The sequence below is a fragment of the Lysinibacillus cavernae genome, assembly GCF_009724685.1.
Taxonomy (GTDB): domain Bacteria; phylum Bacillota; class Bacilli; order Bacillales_A; family Planococcaceae; genus Lysinibacillus; species Lysinibacillus cavernae.
The window spans coordinates 192032-210076 of record NZ_WMEF01000003.1 but is presented as its reverse complement, the minus strand read 5'-3'; the positions used below and the strand labels follow the sequence as shown (position 1 = coordinate 210076).

At 36.3% G+C, this 18045-nt stretch carries 20 protein-coding genes, 1 riboswitch and 1 other annotated feature; of the genes, 17 read left to right on the top strand and 3 right to left on the bottom strand.

Features of this window, described 5'->3' with window-relative positions; translation table 11 throughout:
* Nucleotides 1-98: 98 nt before the first annotated feature.
* The 5 genes from rpmG (at nt 99) to tyrS (ending at nt 5254) form a co-directional block, all read left to right on the top strand.
* Nucleotides 99-248: a 50S ribosomal protein L33 gene (rpmG, locus tag GJU32_RS08705; RefSeq protein ID WP_008408521.1), complete on the top strand. Its 150-nt coding sequence runs from the start codon at nt 99-101 to the stop codon at nt 246-248.
* Nucleotides 249-353: 105 nt separating this feature from the next.
* The gene (locus GJU32_RS08700) at nt 354-947 is read left to right on the top strand and encodes a 5-formyltetrahydrofolate cyclo-ligase (protein WP_155591556.1); all 594 of its coding nucleotides are present in this window, start codon (nt 354-356) and stop codon (nt 945-947) included.
* A complete protein-coding gene (locus tag GJU32_RS08695; RefSeq protein ID WP_155591555.1) occupies nt 940-1149 on the top strand; it encodes a YqgQ family protein in 210 nt (69 codons plus the stop codon). The genes GJU32_RS08700 and GJU32_RS08695 overlap by 8 nt, the downstream gene beginning before the upstream one ends.
* 279 nt (nt 1150-1428) lie before the next feature.
* Complete coding sequence (locus GJU32_RS08690; RefSeq protein ID WP_155591554.1) at nt 1429-3324, top strand: LTA synthase family protein; 1896 nt, start codon at nt 1429-1431, stop codon at nt 3322-3324.
* 348 nt (nt 3325-3672) lie between these two features.
* Nucleotides 3673-3913, top strand: a binding site (T-box leader).
* Nucleotides 3914-4039: 126 nt separating this feature from the next.
* Nucleotides 4040-5254 carry a tyrosine--tRNA ligase gene (gene tyrS, locus GJU32_RS08685; protein WP_155591553.1) on the top strand — a complete coding sequence of 405 codons (1215 nt, stop codon included), beginning with the start codon at nt 4040-4042 and terminating at the stop codon, nt 5252-5254.
* Between the two features lie 57 nt (nt 5255-5311).
* On the opposite strand, the gene GJU32_RS08680 is transcribed toward tyrS, so the two are convergent.
* Complete coding sequence (locus GJU32_RS08680; RefSeq protein WP_004231029.1) at nt 5312-5491, bottom strand: DUF2759 domain-containing protein; 180 nt, start codon at nt 5489-5491, stop codon at nt 5312-5314.
* Between the two features lie 169 nt (nt 5492-5660).
* Here GJU32_RS08680 and GJU32_RS08675 point away from each other — a divergent pair, with 169 nt between their 5' ends.
* On the top strand, nt 5661-6305 hold the full coding sequence (locus GJU32_RS08675) for an MBL fold metallo-hydrolase (protein WP_155591552.1): 645 nt from the start codon (nt 5661-5663) through the stop codon (nt 6303-6305).
* 60 nt (nt 6306-6365) lie between these two features.
* Here GJU32_RS08675 and GJU32_RS08670 read toward each other — a convergent pair whose 3' ends face one another.
* Both GJU32_RS08670 and GJU32_RS08665 read right to left on the bottom strand, forming a co-directional pair.
* Nucleotides 6366-6608, bottom strand: a complete 243-nt coding sequence (locus GJU32_RS08670; protein WP_004231035.1) for a DUF2626 family protein — start codon at nt 6606-6608, stop codon at nt 6366-6368.
* Between the two features lie 118 nt (nt 6609-6726).
* Nucleotides 6727-7437 (bottom strand): helix-turn-helix transcriptional regulator, encoded by a 711-nt coding sequence (locus GJU32_RS08665; protein WP_155591551.1) that lies wholly within the window; start codon nt 7435-7437, stop codon nt 6727-6729.
* 327 nt (nt 7438-7764) lie between these two features.
* Between GJU32_RS08665 and comGA the strand changes: the two genes are divergently transcribed.
* The 11 genes from comGA (at nt 7765) to GJU32_RS08605 (ending at nt 17570) form a co-directional block, all read left to right on the top strand.
* A complete protein-coding gene (gene comGA, locus GJU32_RS08660; protein WP_155591550.1) occupies nt 7765-8784 on the top strand; it encodes a competence type IV pilus ATPase ComGA in 1020 nt (339 codons plus the stop codon).
* Nucleotides 8759-9832 carry a competence type IV pilus assembly protein ComGB gene (gene comGB / locus GJU32_RS08655; RefSeq protein WP_155591549.1) on the top strand — a complete coding sequence of 358 codons (1074 nt, stop codon included), beginning with the start codon at nt 8759-8761 and terminating at the stop codon, nt 9830-9832. The genes comGA and comGB overlap by 26 nt, the downstream gene beginning before the upstream one ends.
* A gap of 10 nt (nt 9833-9842) precedes the next feature.
* Nucleotides 9843-10181, top strand: coding sequence for a competence type IV pilus major pilin ComGC (gene comGC / locus GJU32_RS08650; protein WP_155591548.1), 339 nt, complete (start codon nt 9843-9845; stop codon nt 10179-10181).
* Nucleotides 10150-10617 (top strand): competence type IV pilus minor pilin ComGD, encoded by a 468-nt coding sequence (comGD, locus tag GJU32_RS08645; protein WP_155591547.1) that lies wholly within the window; start codon nt 10150-10152, stop codon nt 10615-10617. The genes comGC and comGD overlap by 32 nt, the downstream gene beginning before the upstream one ends.
* Nucleotides 10610-10927 carry a hypothetical protein gene (locus GJU32_RS08640; protein WP_155591546.1) on the top strand — a complete coding sequence of 106 codons (318 nt, stop codon included), beginning with the start codon at nt 10610-10612 and terminating at the stop codon, nt 10925-10927. The genes comGD and GJU32_RS08640 overlap by 8 nt, the downstream gene beginning before the upstream one ends.
* Complete coding sequence (gene comGF / locus GJU32_RS08635) at nt 10920-11345, top strand: competence type IV pilus minor pilin ComGF (RefSeq protein WP_155591545.1); 426 nt, start codon at nt 10920-10922, stop codon at nt 11343-11345. Before GJU32_RS08640 ends, comGF begins: the two co-directional genes overlap by 8 nt.
* Before the next feature lie 198 nt (nt 11346-11543).
* A complete protein-coding gene (locus tag GJU32_RS08625) occupies nt 11544-12059 on the top strand; it encodes a shikimate kinase (protein WP_155591543.1) in 516 nt (171 codons plus the stop codon).
* Nucleotides 12060-12203: 144 nt separating this feature from the next.
* Nucleotides 12204-12296: riboswitch (glycine riboswitch) on the top strand.
* A gap of 260 nt (nt 12297-12556) precedes the next feature.
* Nucleotides 12557-13660: a glycine cleavage system aminomethyltransferase GcvT gene (gene gcvT / locus GJU32_RS08620; RefSeq protein ID WP_155591542.1), complete on the top strand. Its 1104-nt coding sequence runs from the start codon at nt 12557-12559 to the stop codon at nt 13658-13660.
* Nucleotides 13661-13685: 25 nt separating this feature from the next.
* Nucleotides 13686-15032 carry an aminomethyl-transferring glycine dehydrogenase subunit GcvPA gene (gene gcvPA / locus GJU32_RS08615; RefSeq protein WP_155591541.1) on the top strand — a complete coding sequence of 449 codons (1347 nt, stop codon included), beginning with the start codon at nt 13686-13688 and terminating at the stop codon, nt 15030-15032.
* Nucleotides 15025-16488: an aminomethyl-transferring glycine dehydrogenase subunit GcvPB gene (gcvPB, locus tag GJU32_RS08610; protein ID WP_155591540.1), complete on the top strand. Its 1464-nt coding sequence runs from the start codon at nt 15025-15027 to the stop codon at nt 16486-16488. Before gcvPA ends, gcvPB begins: the two co-directional genes overlap by 8 nt.
* Before the next feature lie 149 nt (nt 16489-16637).
* The gene (locus GJU32_RS08605; RefSeq protein ID WP_155591539.1) at nt 16638-17570 is read left to right on the top strand and encodes a serine/threonine protein kinase; all 933 of its coding nucleotides are present in this window, start codon (nt 16638-16640) and stop codon (nt 17568-17570) included.
* The last annotated feature ends 475 nt before the right edge of the window (nt 17571-18045 follow it).

Here is an 18045-nt window from a genome sequence, read left to right as displayed (position 1 = left end):
AAATGAAGGTAGATTTTTTTTCAGTTTATGTTATAATAGGTTAGTCGTATAAATCATGCTCAAATTTAAATTCTTGATATAGAGTGGGAGGGTTAATGATGCGCGTAAACATTACTTTAGCTTGCACAGATTGCGGCGAACGTAACTACATTTCTAAAAAGAACAAGCGTAACAATCCAGAGCGTCTTGAACTTAAAAAATATTGCTCTCGCGAGAAGAAATACACTCTTCACCGTGAAACTAAGTAATCGCTCATTAAGCCAAAACCACAAGTGGTTTTGGCTTTCTACATTTTTGCAAACATTTCGTTGTAACTGTAGATACGAAGTTTTACTATATAGGAGGTAGCCTGGATGGATAAAACAACATTACGAAACAAGGTCCGAGATGCTCTCGCGATAATGAAGGAAGATTCATATCGTGGACAATCATTAGCTGTAATAAATAAAGTGCTACAGGAACCATATATAATAGAAGCAAATATAATTGGCATGACCATTTCAAATAAGCCAGAAATCGACACAATTCTCTTAATAGAAGAATTATGGAAATGTGGTAAAAAGGTCGCTGTTCCAAAATGCCATCCAAAAACAAGAGAAATGTCATTTTATGCCATTGAATCATTTGCTCAACTTGAAACTGTATATATGCATTTGCGTGAGCCTATTCCAGAAAAATGTGAGTTTGTTGACGCAAGTGAGATGGATGTCATCCTTGTGCCAGGTGTTGTTTTTGATCCCTATGGCTATCGAATCGGCTATGGCGGTGGTTATTATGACCGCTATGTATTAAACTATAAAAAGGGTAAACTGATGTCTCTGCTCTTTGATGAGCAAATCATTGATCGTGTTCCTACCGAAGAGCATGATTGCCCAGTAGACATCATTGTGACACCGACAAAACGTATTGACTGTCGAGTACAACGAGGAGCGAACGAAAATGGATAAAATGTTAGATATTTATGAACTCTTGAAAAAATATGGTACTTATATTTATACACGTGATCCGATTGGCGATTTAATGTTAATGGAGGATGAAATGCGTGAGCTCTATAAAGCAAATGTACTAGACATAAAAGACTACCAAATGGCGTTGTTACTCATTCGACAAGAAACAACAAGACTTCGTATAGAAGAGAATAAAAAGTAATGTTTGAAATATAATGTAATTGGGTATTGTAAAATTAATGTAACATGTATGTAATATTCTGAAAAACAGTGGGTTTCCGCTGTTTTTATGTTTTTGCGAAACTTTTTACAATACAAAACGTATATATAGATATCTGGTGCATAGAAGAGCGAGGAGAAAAAAATTTCCAAAAGATATGTGTTGATTATCTGTTAAAAAAGGATTAAGATATATTTTGTTTCCGTAACAAAATGTAAAAAATTATTATTTTTTTGTAAGGAAGTAGGGAGGATGTTAGGAATGAAATCAATAAAGTGGCCTAAACATTCATTTATGATACTAGCAATTATAGCAACATGGATCAAAACGGTCATTGTTTACCACACTAGCTTTGAGATGAAAATTGAAAATGCAATGCAACAATTTATTTTGTTTATTAACCCATTAAGCTTTTTGCTGTTTACGTATGGTTTATCACTATTCTTTAAATCAGCAAAGGCTAGAAATCGTTATTTGATTACGCTGAGCATAATCTTATCAATTGTCCTGTACGGGAATGTAGCGTTCTATCGATTCTATAATGACTTTATTACACTACCGGTATTATTCCAGACAAGTAATTTTGGTGATTTAGGAACTTCAATAGCAGCGATTGTTGAGCCTTGGGATGTATTATATTTCATTGATGTTCTTATTTTAATCTTAGCGAATAAGTTTTTACCAAGAATGAAAGAAGCGTTCAAAGTGAATATTGAATTCCGTCGTGCATTCTTTGTACTGGCGATTGCTATGACATTCTTAAACTTAGGATTAGCAGAAACAGAACGTCCACAATTACTAACGCGTAGTTTTGACCGTGAATTATTAGTAAAGAACATCGGTACGTACAACTACCATTTGTATGATATTTATATTCAATCTAAATCATCTGCACAGCGTGCGTTAGCGGATGGTAGTGAACTTGTAGAAGTGAACAACTATATTCGCTCTAATCAGGCAGCAGTTAACCCAGAGATGTTTGGGAAATATAAAGATCGCAACTTAATTGTTGTGTCTATGGAGTCTTTACAAAACTTTGTCATTAACAACGACATGAATGGTCATGAAATTACGCCATTCTTAAACTCTTTAACAAAAGATAAAGATACGTATTATTTCAATAACTTCTATCACCAAACGGGCCTAGGAAAAACATCTGACTCAGAGTTTATTGTAGAAAACTCATTGTTTGGATTAGGTCGAGGCGCTGTGTTCTTCACTCATGGAGGAAATACGTATAATTCAATGGCTGAACGCCTTGGAGAAAATGGATACTTTACAAATGTCATGCACCCTAATAATAAATCATTCTGGAACCGTGACATGATGTATCAATCGTTAAAAATAAATAAATTCTACGATATAGATTCATATACTGTTGAAGAAGGGCAAGCTGTAAACTGGGGAATGAAAGATACTCCATTCTTAGAGCAATCGGCTGCTTTAATGAAAGATATGCCACAGCCATTCTATTCAAGACTGATTACATTAACGAACCATTATCCATTTACATTGGACCCAGAAGATATCATGATTCCTGAATATGATTCAAACTCAGGTACATTAAATCGTTACTTCCAAACGGTACGTTATATGGATGAAGCCTTAAAAGACTTCTTCCAACAGCTAAAGGATCAAGGTGTTTATGATAACTCTATTATCGTTATGTACGGTGACCACTATGGTATTTCTGAAAACCATAATAAAGCGATGGCACAATATTTAGGAAAAGATGAAATTACACCAATGGATAATGCAATACTTCAAGAAGTACCTTTATTCATCCACATCCCAGGAGATGGAGATGGTAAAGAAATGGAAGAGATTTCAGGGCAAATGGATTTACGTCCAACAATCTTACACCTTCTTGGTATTGAAACATCAAAAGACATGCAAATGGGTGCAGATTTATTCTCTCCTGAGCATGAGGACTTTGTTGTCTTCCGTGATGGACGCTTTATCACAGATAAATATGTCTATGCTGGTGAAGCTTGCTATGACAAGGCAACAGGTGAAGAAATAGACGGTGAGCCATGTCAAACATACGCTGATCGCGCAACAATGGAACTAGAAAATTCCGATGCTATTATTAATGGAGATCTGCTTCGCTTCTATGATGAAAAGACAGGTAATTTAAAGCAGGATTCAGTCAAATAACAAAAGGGAGATCTCATTACGAGATCTCTCTTTTCATAGTGTTGAAAAACAAAACTATCCATAGAATTTTTGTGAAAGGTGAAAATGGCTTCCCGTTGCAGGCTACTGGCTTTGTCGCTGACGCTTCGCTTTCGCGTAGAGCAAGGCTTCCTGTGGGCGAGCGTCGAGCTTTCCCCCTTGGAAAGGACGCTGGTGGAACGGAAATCAACCCCACACATTGCCAAAGGTTCTTTTTCTACTATTGACATCATCTTTTCTTTTTTTGATTGACAAATTGCCATAAGCAATTATAATAAGTGTAAATATCTGCATAACGAAGATTTGTTTTCACATTTCGGAGTATAAGAGTCAAAGGCATGGAAAAGAACGAGTAACTTTAATCGAACTGACAGAGAGTAGCCGGTTGCTGAGAGGCGCAAGGAACATTAAAGTGAATACATCTTGGAGCTGCGTACCGAATTATTAGTAGGCTACGACGGGGTTGCAGCCGTAATCATTGCAAAAGTATCGCTTCGGCTGTACTTCTTGAGGAGCGCTATGTGAATAGCTCTCAAAAAAAGGTGGTAACACGTTCATCAACGTCCTTTAGGATCATTCCTAAGGGCGTTTTTTTTTATGCCTTAATAGCAACGGTGTAAATATCTTTACATCATAATCAAATACCTCTTATAGAGCTTGCCATATTAATATTTAATATTACAAGGAGATGTTTTGTATGTTTTTAACACCAAAGGAGCAATTAGCGATTATTAAGAAAGGTGCTGACAAAATCGTAGATGAGCAGGAATTACTCGAAAAATTAGAGCGATCATATAAGGAACAGAAGCCTTTAACAATTAAATTAGGGCTTGATCCATCCGCACCAGATATTCATCTAGGTCATGCAGTCGTTCTACGGAAAATAAAGCAAATGCAGGATTTAGGGCATCATGCTGTCATTGTTATAGGAGATTTCACGGGACGTATTGGTGATCCTACTGGCAAAGCCAAAGGACGTGTAGCGTTAAGTGATGACGTTGTGAAGAAAAATGCCAAAACCTACTGCGAACAAATTTTTAAAGTGTTAGATGAGAAGAAGACGACAGTTCGTTTCAATAGTGAGTGGCTAGCAAAATTAACTTTTGAAGAAGTCATTCAGCTGGCAGCTACGACATCTGTTGCTCGTATTTTAGAACGCGAAGACTTCCAAAAACGTCACCACCAACAAATACCAATTGGGATTCATGAATTTTTCTACCCGCTTATGCAAGCGTATGATTCGGTTGAGCTAGAGGCAGACATAGAGTTAGGTGGAACGGATCAAACATTCAATATTTTAATGGGACGCACCTTACAAAAGCATCGAGGGGTAGAAAAACAAATTGCTATTTTTATGCCATTACTCGAAGGGTTAGATGGCGTTGAAAAAATGAGTAAGAGCTTAGGCAATTATATTGGTGTGAATGAAGCGCCTGAGGTCATGTTTAAAAAAGTAATGGAAGTACCAGATGCTTTAATCGTAAAATATTTTGAATTAGCAACAGATGAGCATCCACAACTAGTGCAGGCAATTCAAGAAAAGCTTCAAATGGGAGAAAATCCCCGTGATCTAAAATTACAATTAGCAGAGATTATTACAGCTTTATACCATGGACATGTCGCAATGGAGGAAGCAAAATTCTATTTTGAAGCAGCTTTTCAAAGAAAGGAAATACCAAAAAATATTCCCATACTGCTCTTAGAAATTGATAAGGAAAGAATAGAGGATATTATTCCACAATTAGTGGCAATTGATTTTATTCAAAGTAAAAGTGAGTTTTTACGGTTAATCAAGCAAAATGGGGTATCCTTGAATGGAGAAAAAATAGCTATCGATGATCTATCTCAAGTATTAATGAACGATGATGTGATACAAATTGGCAAGAAACGATTCCTTAGATTAAATAAGTAGTGAAAAACAAAAAAAGAGCAATCTCCAAGGAGACTGCTCTTTTTTTTTGTCTAAATTTTAGTGTAATTTTGGTGGATAACCGCTATGAACAATTGTCATGATGACGAACCATCCGAATACGGCAGCACTTAATAAGTTGAAAACAACGCTTAATAGGTTCTTTTCTTTAATTGCTTGGAATGTACCAAATACAGCTAAAATCGCTACTAGACCAAAAATAACCATTAATAAGTTCATTAAAAATAGACACTCCTTTCGACATCAGAAAATGAATGTCGTAAACAATATTCCTCCTTAATTGTAAACGTTGTATTTGTTTTTGTCGAGAACTAATATAGCGCAAACTATGAACATTTATCGTCAAATTGTGGCAAAGCCTGTATAATAGGAAGTTGAGGTGATAGTTATGATGAACGTACGAAGTTATTCTCTTGGCCCCGTCCAAACGAATTGCTATATCGTATCGAATAAAGAAAAAGAATGTATCGTATTTGATCCAGGTGAGGAAGCGGAACGTCTAATTAAAACAATCCGTAGTAATGGCTTAAAACCATTGGCCATCTTTTTAACCCATGCACATTTTGATCATATAGGGGCTGTGGATGCCTTACGTGAAATATTTGATGTTCCTGTATGGATTCACGAAAAGGAAGTTAGTTGGCTAGGAGATCCAATTAAGAATGGTTCTAGTAAATATGCCGCTTTACCTGATTATCGGGTTGCTACACCAGCACAAGACACAATCATCAAAAAAGAACAACTATTTGAAATCAGCAATTTTGTTTTTCAAGCTGTTTTTACACCAGGCCATTCACCTGGTAGTATCTCCTATCTATTTGAAAATGATGGTTTTGCCATTGTTGGGGATACGTTATTTGAGCAAGGTGTAGGACGGACAGATTTATTAGGCGGATCAACAAAAATATTATTAGAGTCTATCCATAATAAATTGCTGACATTGCCTGAGGATACTATTATCTACCCTGGACATGGTAATTATACAACCGTAGGCGCAGAAATGGAGACAAATCCTTTTTTAAATGGATTTTAAGCTGTGATAGCACATAAAAAAGCGTATCTCAACAGTAGTGAGATACGCGATTTTTTTGTATTAATGACCGCCACCAGGTACGTGAATGAATGTTGTATAGTACGTGAAGCCAGCGAAGAATACAGTTAAATATGCTCCGAAAATGTACATGTACATACGTTCTGAAAGGTTTAAGAAGCCTAATAATAAGAACAAACCTGTATTACCTAAGAATAATAGCGATACCTCGTTCATACCACCAAGGTAGAACATAACGGCAAAAATACCTGTCCAGAATGCCATAACTTTATACATATTATCCATGAAGATTTCCCCTCCTTTTGCCCACGACACAATAATCTCTTACTCATTATAAATGATATGAAAGGTGTCTGTAAACTGGAACTTCTCCGTCTTTGTGACAAACAAATGGATTTTTAATCTAGCTTTCGATTTCTGTCACGTTTATTTCATATTTACATAAATCACAATTATGTATCATACTTTCAATTTGCACAAATTCATTATTAGAAAACAATGCATCTAATTGTCCTTTTAAATAGGATTCATGTAATGAACAAACAATATCAGAATGCGCAGTAAGTTGCTCCTGGAATGGACAATTGAAAATGGAGAAGATCACTTTTTTGCCATGTTCTGTTTGCTGAATTTGTGGAATATAGCCAATTAATGCGGCATTGTCAGTTAATAGCTGAAGTTTCTCATCGAAGGAAAGGGAGTTATTTAACGTCAATTCAGCACTGATATAATTTTTCATTTGCTGGTATCCGTCTTGATAGCTAATTTCCTGACATTTAGTTAACGCAGATGGTCCAAAGTCTTGAATTAATTGAATCGTCCATTTTAATAAACGATCTTCATCACGTCTTGGGAAAGTTAGTGATACGCCTTTTTCTGAAGCTTTATAAACACGTCCAGGTCTACCACCTTTACCTGTTTTCATATAGTCAGCAGAAATAATATTTATTTCAGAAAGCTTTGTTAAATGAAGTCGAGCAACGTTAGGGTGGATGCCAAATTTATCAGCTATATGTTGTACTGTGACTGTTTTTTTCTCTTGCAATATGTACTCATAAATAGAGTATCTTGTTTCATCGGCTAATGTACTAGTAATTTTCAATGGATGGATCATGTGCTTCACCTCTTTTAATTTTTTTAAAAATTATGTTCGTCTACCAAGTGTTAGGAAAATAATCATGTTTATTCTATTATATTGTATTATTGAAAAAGATACAGTTCATTTCGACATAAATATTAATTTTTTCATGTATTTATGTTCTTTTTTAGTGGAAAATTGCACTTTATCCACATTTTTATAGCAAAAATAATTTTTGGTAGGAAATTGTATGACAAGTTTTTATTTTCAAAAAAGGGCTTTTCTCGTGTCAACTTCCTATTTATACTAGGAAATAACGAATAGAGCGGTCATATTCGAATGAACTAGAAATGAGGTGCATGTATGCAGAGTTTTGAAACAGTTGTTGAACAAAAATGTGAGCAACTTTTACTAAAAGCTTATCATTTTGGTGCATCCGATTTATTGCTGGTTCCAGGCAACATGAAATATCGGATATTTTTTAGAAAATACGATAAGCTTCTCCAAGCTGGAGAACTGCCAAATGATCTCGCTGAAAGAGTGATTTCCTATTATAAATTTCTTGCAGAATTAGACATTAGTGAGCGTCGTAAACCTCAAAGCGGCTCCTTCCAAAAAGCAATGGAGCAAAATCCTTACGCCTTTCGAGTATCCACACTGCCTTCCGTATTTTTAAAAGAAAGCTTGATAATCCGTTTACTTCTCCAAAATCATGCATTCCCACTAACTTCCTTAAGCTTTTCCAAAAGTGCAGCACATAAATTAATGGAGCTTGTGCAAAAACGACAAGGTCTACTGTTTTTTACAGGAGCAACAGGCTCTGGCAAGTCTACCTCACTCTATTCCTTAATCCACTACTGTTCCACTGAATTAAATCGTCATGTGATTTCATTAGAAGACCCTGTAGAGAATAACCAAGCAAATTTACTTCAAATCCAAGTAAACGAACGTGCAGGCGTTACATATGCTACAGGGCTAAAAGCCATTTTACGTCACTCACCTGACGTGATTATGATTGGTGAAATTCGAGATAATGAAACTGCTAAAATCGCAATCCAAGCATCCTTAACAGGGCATTTAGTTGTCTCAACGATTCATGCAAAAGATTCAATTAGTTGTCTTTATCGTTTAATGGACTTAGGTGTGTCGATAGAGGAGCTTCGCCAAACTGTTATTGGTATTGTGGCGCAAAAACTTTTTCAGATTTCTGCTGTCCATGATGAGCGTCGAGCGGTCTATGAAATTTTATATGATGTTCATCTGGCAAGAGCTATTACTGCTATTAAGGAAAAGGGAGACTATGAACTTCCCTATGACTTAACATTAATGGGACAAAAAGAATTAGTGGAGAGCCATTATGCAGCTACAAATATACATCGATAAACTAGTTCATTCTTACAACAAAGCTACAAAATGGCGTGTAAAGGAAAAAGCTCAATTTTTTAATCGATTATGTGTGCTTATGCAGGAGGGTTATTTATTCCCGCAAGCCCTTTCAATGCTACTACCACATCATATTGAGGCACACGAGGAAATACAGCAGCAAATCGATGAAAAACTAAGACAAGGAGTAGGTGTAACAGGGATACTTGAAACATTACAGCTGGCTAAGCATTATTTAATGGCGGTTACGGTGGCAGAAAACAATGGCCATATGATAGAAGCTTTGAGAGGTGTCGCTAAGCAGATAACGGTAAGTGAAAAGACTAGGAAAAAGCTTATAAAGCTACTTATTTATCCCGTCACACTAATTATATTTTTGTTGTTGTTATTTTTTGTGTTTCGAACAATTTTTTTACCAAACATAGAAAGATTGGTAGCCACTCGTACCAATGAATCAGAGGAGACAAGTATTGCTTTGTCTAACATGTTATTACATGTTCCAGATGTAGTCATCCTGACAGCTTTCATCGTAATCGCAAGTATTTTAATTTTCCATCTTTATCTCAAACGACAGCCCACTGCTCATCAACTCACAATATTATTAAAGATCCCCTTTATTCAACTCTTTATTAGACTATCATTGACAAGACAATTTGCTGCTTATTTGGGGAGCTTACTTCAAAGTGGCTTTTCATTACAAGCTAGCCTCCAACTATTAGAGGAACAGGAACTTCAACCTTTTCTACAAGTACTTTCCCAGCGTATAAAAGAAAGGGTCATTTTTGGTGAATCATTGGCACGAGCGATAACAATGATGGCTGTTTTTCAGAAGGATTTTTCAATTTTTGTAGAGCATGGCGAGCAGAGCGGATATTTAGGAAAAGAATTAGCTTTATATAGTGAATTATTAATGGAAAAACAGGAGCAACTTTTTCAAAAAGTACTGGCGTTTGTGCAACCTAGCTTCTTTATCCTCATTGCCATCTGTATAGTAGCTGCCTATGTCAGTTTATTATTACCAATTTATCACATGATTGAATTAGTTTAGGAGGAAAAGTATGAAACGTATCACACAACAAGATGGGTTTACGCTGATAGAAATGTTAATCGTTTTACTAATCATATCGATTCTTATTTTGATTACAATTCCAAATGTGACGAAGCATTTTGCCACAATAGATGAGAAGGGTTGTACGGCTTATGTAAGCATGGTGCAAGGTCAGGTAGAGGCATATCGAGTGGATTTTATGGTATATCCAACTTTAGACGATTTAGTTGCTGAAGGTTATTTGAAAGAAAATGAAACGACATGTCCTAATAAAGAAGAAATAGTGATTACGAAAGAAGGAGAGGTACGTCTAGCCAATGCCAAATTGGAGACAGGTTCAGATAACTGATAAACGTAATAAAAATGGTGGTTTTACGATTCTTGAACTGCTTATCGTCTTATTTCTTGTTATGAGTTTAACAGCGATTGTTAGCAAATTCACATTCAAAATAGCAGAAACCAAAGAATTACAACGCTTTTTTACGCAAATGCAACTAGATATTCAGTATCTTCAAACCTATAGCATGAATGAACGGCAATATATAGCGATGAAAATAATAAGTCCCACTAATCGTTATGTTATTCAAAAGGATTTTTATACAAATTTATATGAACGTCCTTTTCCAAAGGGCGTTGAATTTTTGAACGCAGAAAGCTCGATTCATACACTCATTTATAATTACAATGGCAATGTTATGTCAGCTGGAACCTTTGCATTTAAAACACCTCAGGGAAAGAAGAAAGTAATCATAACATTAGGACGAGGGAGAGCTAGGGTTGAATGAATCGGGCTATTCTTTTGTAGAAACCATTTTAGCCATGGGCATTTTAATGTTACTTTGTACTTCATTGTCACCCATTACCTATACGATGAAAACAAATCTTTCAAATAAAAAACAGGAGATGATAGCGGCTGAAACAGCATATGAGGGCTTAAAACGATATCATATTGGACGACAAACAGAGGGATCTAGGACAATTGATCAAGTTGATTATCAATGGGTGTTTGATGGCCAAGAAGTTTGTGTACGTTTTCATAATACATGTGAACTGCGCAAAAAATGTATCCAGCTTATAGGTGAAGTACATGAATAACAAGGGCTACACATTATTAGAAGCCATGTTTCAGTTAGTCGTTTTTGTGCTTGTTTCACATCTTTTTGTCCTATTGATGCTTTGGTTTGCTGAAATGAGGTCTACCATGCTAACGGATGAGCAAACAAAGTGGGAACTTTTTGTTTACGATTTAAATCACTATCTAAAAGACCTTTCCGCATTTTCTATGCGTGAAGATCAAAAAAGGATTACGCTCCAAACAGCGGGTATACTTCGTCATATCGATTGCTATTCTAATGTTATTCGTGAGCAAGTAAATGGTGGACATGTCCCCATGCTGATAGGGGTCCATAAATGTCGATTTAACTATACAGAAAACACGCTGACGGTAGCTGTCGAAATGACTAACGGTGTTCAAAGGGAGCGGAGCTTCTATGTGCCAATTATTGAAAAATGATAGAGGGGCTATTTTTTTGATCGCAATTGCATTATTATTTTTTGTAACTACTTTTGTTCTTGCGTATTGTATGTCTTATGAAATGCAGTTTCGAACATATGATGGGCTAGAAAAATTGAATGTTCGAGCTACGATAAATTTATTGGGACAAATTTTGTCAGACAGTGTAGAATCGTAGTTATAAGAAGGTGATCCGAATTGCGAAAAATATATTTAGTTGGCTTTATGGGCAGCGGTAAAAGTGCGTTAGGAAGACGTTTAAGTTATTTATTAAAGATGCCATATTATGATATGGATCATGAGATTGTGCGACAGCAGGGAATGACAATTCCACAGATTTTTGAAAAATACGGGGAGGCCCATTTTCGAGAAATAGAAACAGAATTTTTGAAAAAATTCAGGGACGAGGCTTGTATTATTTCTACAGGTGGTGGGGTTGCTATTAATGCTGAGAATCGAAAAATTATGAGACGCAGTGGATTAGTGTTTTTTTTAGATGCGGCGTTTGAAGATATTTATAAACGAGTTCAGCACGATCCAAATAGACCTATTGTACAGAGCTCTACGAAGGAGGAACTAGAGAGTCTGTATCATTACAGAAGAAAATTCTATCGTGAAGTAGGACATATCCAGGTACTGACAGAAGGTAGAACCATTCGTCAAATTCTAGAGTATTTAGTATTTCAAGTGAAAAGATTAAAAAACGAACGATGAAACCAATAATATCATTGAATGTTCGCCTTTTATTATCTTTTAAAAAATGATTGCCTTTTCAATGCATTTAATGTTAGGATATAGACAAATAAGTAACTAAATGTTCATTGAATACTAAATAGTACCAAGATGTATCTTGGGCGGATGATTGTGCGGGGAGAGCGCGTGTAGACGCCACCGAAGGAGCAAGTAGCAATGGGCTATGAATCTCTCAGGTAAAAGGACTCGTACAAGACGCAACTCTGGAGAGAGCTGTAGTATAACAATAGCAGCCACCAAAGGGGAAAGCCGACTGATTGGCAGTGTAAAAATTTGCGAGCCAGTCTGGTGTAACTTTCAGGTGCAAGGACAGAGAATCCCGAAAAGGGGTTCGTCTGTCTTTTTTTATGTCAACAAGTACTTGATGTGAGCAATGGCAAGCATGGACTGTACTAATACAAAAAGCAGACGAACTACTACCAGTAAACATGTAATGAACAATAAGGGGGCAAAAAACAATGACGAATGAATTAAAACGTACACCTCTATTTGAAGAATATGCGAATTACGGTGCTAAAACGGTTGACTTCGGTGGATGGGAATTACCAGTTCAATTCTCTTCTATTAAAGAAGAACATGATGCAGTGCGTAATCGTGCAGGTTTATTTGATGTATCACATATGGGAGAAATTTTAGTAACTGGTCCCGATGCATTAAATTTTTTACAAAATCTTTTGTCTAACGATGTGTCAAAAATAGTTGAAGGTCAAGCGCAATACACAGCGATGTGCTATGAAGATGGTGGCGTTGTTGATGATTTATTAACATATAAACTAGCGGACAATCACTATTTACTATGCGTCAATGCAGCAAATATTGAAAAAGACTATGATTGGATGATGGAAAATCAACATCAATATGATGTGACGATTGATAACCAGTCTGATGCATATGCTCAAATCGCACTTCAAGGACCATTAGCGGAAGAAGTTCTTCAATCTTTAACTTCGACTGATGTAAGTGCTATTAAATTCTTCCGTTTCCAAGAGGGCGTTGAGGTTGCAGGTCATAAAGTCTTAGTTTCTCGTAGTGGTTACACAGGAGAAGATGGCTTTGAATTATATGGCGCTCCAGAAGATATTAAAGCACTATGGGTTAAAATTTTAGAGGTAGGTCAAGACAAGGGCGTTGTCCCTGCAGGTCTAGGATGCCGTGATACACTGCGTTTTGAAGCGGGTCTACCACTTTACGGACAAGAGCTATCAGCAACGATTTCTCCACTTGAGGCGGGTATTGGCTTTGCTGTGAAACTAAATAAAGAAGACTTTATTGGTCATGAAGCATTAGTAGCACAGAAGGAAAATGGTCTTCCACGCAAACTTGTAGGAATTGAAATGATCGATAAAGGAATTCCACGCCATGGCTACAAAGTGTTTAAAGATGGTAAGGAAATCGGTGAAGTAACAACTGGAACACAGCTTCCTTCATCTAAACGTAATGTTGGTCACGCATTAATTGACAGTCAATTCACAACAATCGGAACTGAGTTAGAAATCGAAATTCGTGGGAAGCACTTAAAGGTAATTACAGTAGAAACACCGTTTTACAAGCGTTCAAAATAATAGTTGAAAAGAGGGACCTACATTTATGAAACATCGTTATTTACCAATGACGGAGCAAGATCAAAAAGAAATGTTAGACGTAATCGGTGTATCCTCAGTAGATGAATTATTCGAGGATATTCCTGAGAAAGTCCGTTTTAAAGGCCTTTATGACATTAAGGAAGCAAAATCAGAATCGGCTTTATTAAAAGAATTATCGGCACTTGCTGCTAAAAATAAGGACACAAATGCTAATGTATCGTTTTTAGGTGCAGGCGTCTACAACCACTATAAACCAGTGATCGTGGACCATGTGATTTCTCGTTCAGAGTTCTATACAGCATATACACCATATCAACCAGAGATTTCACAAGGTGAGCTACAAGCAATCTTTGAATTCCAAACAATGATTGCAGAGCTAACGGGTATGGATCTTGCAAACTCTTCTATGTATGACGGTGGTACGGCATTAGCAGAGGCAGGTATGTTGGCAGCTGGACATACGCGTCGTAAGAAAATTTTAGTGTCTGAAACAGTGCACCCAGAATATCGCGATGTTGTTGCTACATATGCCTATGGTCAATCCATTGAAATCGTGACGATTCCTCACAAAGATGGTGTAACAGATGTGGATGCATTAAAAGAGTTAATCGATGACAACACTGCAGCTGTTATTGCTCAATATCCAAACTTCTTTGGTCAAGTAGAGGATATTCAAGTTATCGCGGATATTGCACATGAAGCGAAAAGCTTATTCGTTGTGTCTTCAAACCCACTTGCATTAGGGATATTAACGCCTCCTGGTAAACTCGGTGCTGATATTTGTGTAGGTGATGCCCAAGTATTCGGTATCTCTGAAGCATTCGGTGGTCCACACTGTGGTTTCTTTGCTGTTACAACGAAATTAATGCGTAAGGTTCCAGGTCGTCTTGTTGGTGAAACTGTGGATGGCGAAGGTCGTCGTGGTTATGTATTAACATTACAAGCGCGTGAACAACATATTCGTCGTGATAAAGCAACATCTAACATTTGTTCGAACCAAGCACTTCTTGCACTTGCAGCATCTGTAGCAATGACAGCTCTAGGTAAACAAGGTATTCGTGAAATGGCTACACACAATATTACGAAAACACGTTATGCAAAAAATGCCTTTGAAGCAGCAGGATTTACAGTAGCATTCCAAGGTGCACACTTTAACGAAATCGTTATTAAAACGAATAAATGTGTGAAGGAAATCAACAAAGGCTTAATTGAAAAAGGGATTATCGGTGGATATCCTTTAGGTCAAACTTATGACTCTCTTAAAAATCATGTGCTAATCGCAGTAACTGAATTACGCACAAAAGAAGAAATTGATGCACTTGTTGCAGAAATGGGGGCTCTTCATGCATAACGAAAATCAATCACTCATTTTTGAAATTACAAAAGAAGGTCGCGTTGGCTATAGCTTAGAAGCGCTTGACGTACCTGAAGTGGATCTAGCAGATTTATTACCTTCAAACTTAGTACGTACAGAGGCTGCCGAATTGCCAGAAGTGTCTGAGCTTGATATTATGCGTCATTACACGGCACTTTCTCGTAGAAACCATGGAGTAGACTCTGGCTTCTATCCCCTTGGCTCTTGTACGATGAAATATAATCCAAAAATTAACGAAGCGGTTGCACGACTTTCTGGTTTTGCAAATGTTCACCCATTACAGGATGAATCAACTGCACAAGGTGCAATGGAGCTTCTGTATGATCTACAAACGTCTTTAGTAGAAATTACAGGAATGGATGAAGTGACATTACAACCAGCAGCGGGTGCTCATGGTGAATGGACAGCATTAATGATGATTCGTGCATTCCATGAAGCGAATGGAGAAGGACACCGTAATAAAGTGATCGTTCCTGACTCAGCTCACGGTACAAACCCAGCATCAGCAACAGTAGCAGGCTTTGAAACAATCACTGTTAAATCTGATGAAAATGGCTTAGTAGATATCGAAGACCTGCGCAAAGTAGTAGGCTCTGATACAGCTGCTTTAATGCTAACAAACCCGAATACACTTGGTTTATTTGAAGAAAACATTATCGAAATGGCGGAGCTTATCCACTCTGTAGGCGGTAAAGTGTACTATGATGGTGCGAACTTAAATGCCGTTATGAGTAAAGCACGTCCTGGCGATATGGGCTTTGACTGTGTGCATTTAAATCTACACAAAACATTTACTGGTCCACACGGTGGTGGCGGTCCAGGTTCAGGTCCAGTAGGCGTAAAAGCCGATTTAATTCCATTCCTACCAAAACCAGTACTAGTGAGAACGGAAGACGGAACATACCACTTCGATTACGACCGTCCGCAATCAATTGGTCGCGTAAAACCTTACTATGGTAACTTTGGTATCAATGTTCGCGCATATACGTACATTCGTACAATGGGTCCAGATGGCTTAAAAGCTGTTACAGAATATGCTGTATTAAACGCTAACTATATGATGCGTCGTTTAGAGCCATTCTACGATCTACCATATAACCGTCACTGTAAACACGAATTTGTCTTATCAGGTCGTCGTCAAAAGAAATTGGGCGTTCGTACATTAGATATTGCAAAACGTCTATTAGACTTTGGCTACCATCCACCAACAACGTACTTCCCATTAAATGTGGAAGAGGCGTTAATGATTGAGCCAACAGAAACAGAATCAAAAGAAACATTAGACGCATTCTGCGATATCATGATTCAAATTGCTAAAGAAGCAGAAGAAAATCCATCTATCGTGCAAGAAGCACCACATACAACAGTCGTAACTCGTCTAGACGAAACACGCGCTGCTCGTACACCTGTACTGCGCTATCAAAAAGCATAATGTACAAAAACCGTTCACGTTATGGTGAACGGTTTTTTTATGCGAGTTTACATGTATTACAAACTATACATAAAAATATAGTAATTGATATAATGACATTAATTTGTAAATAATTATATTGTACATTCGATTTTCGAAGGGAGATTACCATGCAGGCCACAATATCTGAATTGAGCTTACCAGCAAACAGTCTATTACATAATACATATAAAATAATACGAGTTCTTGCCACTAGTAAATTATCCTTTGTCTATATTTCTGAACATATAAAAACGGGAGAGCGATTAATCATTAAGGAATTTTTCCCTATGGAACTAGCGCTACGGGATTTGGATAACAAGGCTGTAATCAATCGTTTACCTTCTACAAAGGAAAAATTTGAGGAATTAAAGGAGAGATTTCTATGTGAAGCATTCATGATCCAGCATTTACACCATCAAAATATAGTGAAGTATAGACATCATTTTATTGAAAATGGTTCTATTTATATGATTACAGATTATTATGATGGGGTATTATTGGACCAATATATACATAGATATACTATTCATGAAAGGCATCATCTATATGAAGAAATATTCCTACCGTTAATTGATGCTATCTCGTATTTACATAGTAAGGGTATTATTCATCGGGATATAAAGCCGAATAATATTATCATCGATGCGCAAGGGAAACCTCGCTTATTGGATTTTGGTTCAGCTATTTATTATAAAAAAGTCAAAGAATATCAAATATTTACTACTCCAGGGTACTCACCGATTGAGCAGTATTCCATTAAAGGGGAGCAAGGCATTTATACAGATATTTATAGTTTAACGGCAACTTTATATTACGCATTAACGAACGAAATTCCACTAGATGTTTCTCAAAGGTTAATCGAGGATAAACTTGTGAATGTGAGAAAATATAATACAAAAGTGAGTATTCCTATGTCGATAACTATTTTGTGGGGCTTGCAAGTGCAGCGTAATAAAAGATGCTCGTCCCTTTCTTTTATTAAATACATGATTATTTTGGAAGAAAAGTTCAAATGTCTAAAGAACTATTTAAAACAAATTAATTCTAAAAGACCAAAATAACTATTGGAATAATACTTTTTATCCATTTTTCTGCATAAGGTGATAAACGAAGAAAGCAGCTTTAGGCCTACTAATAATTGGACCTTTAGTTGTTTTTTTTATAAAAAAATAGGATTAATTCATTATTTACCTAAAAAATATCATAAATATTACCATGTAATATTTTTATTAATAGGACCTTAAAATGTTTTTATTTACAATATATTCTATTGTAAATATTGACATTAATTTTAGGTATTGTATAGTTACGTTTGTGATACATAAAACCATTAGTGAATTTTGTATAAAAAATGCATAAAGCTGAATTCGAGTTTCTCGTACATAAAATTAGTACATTATTGTTTTTATTGTAAAATTTTTTCTTAAATGTTTATATTATCTTAATTTAAGTGTAGGAATGTCTTTTTAGATGCTCGAATCTAGTAGTTTTACAATTCTAATCCTGTATTTTTTACTCACTAATGTTTATGCTTAC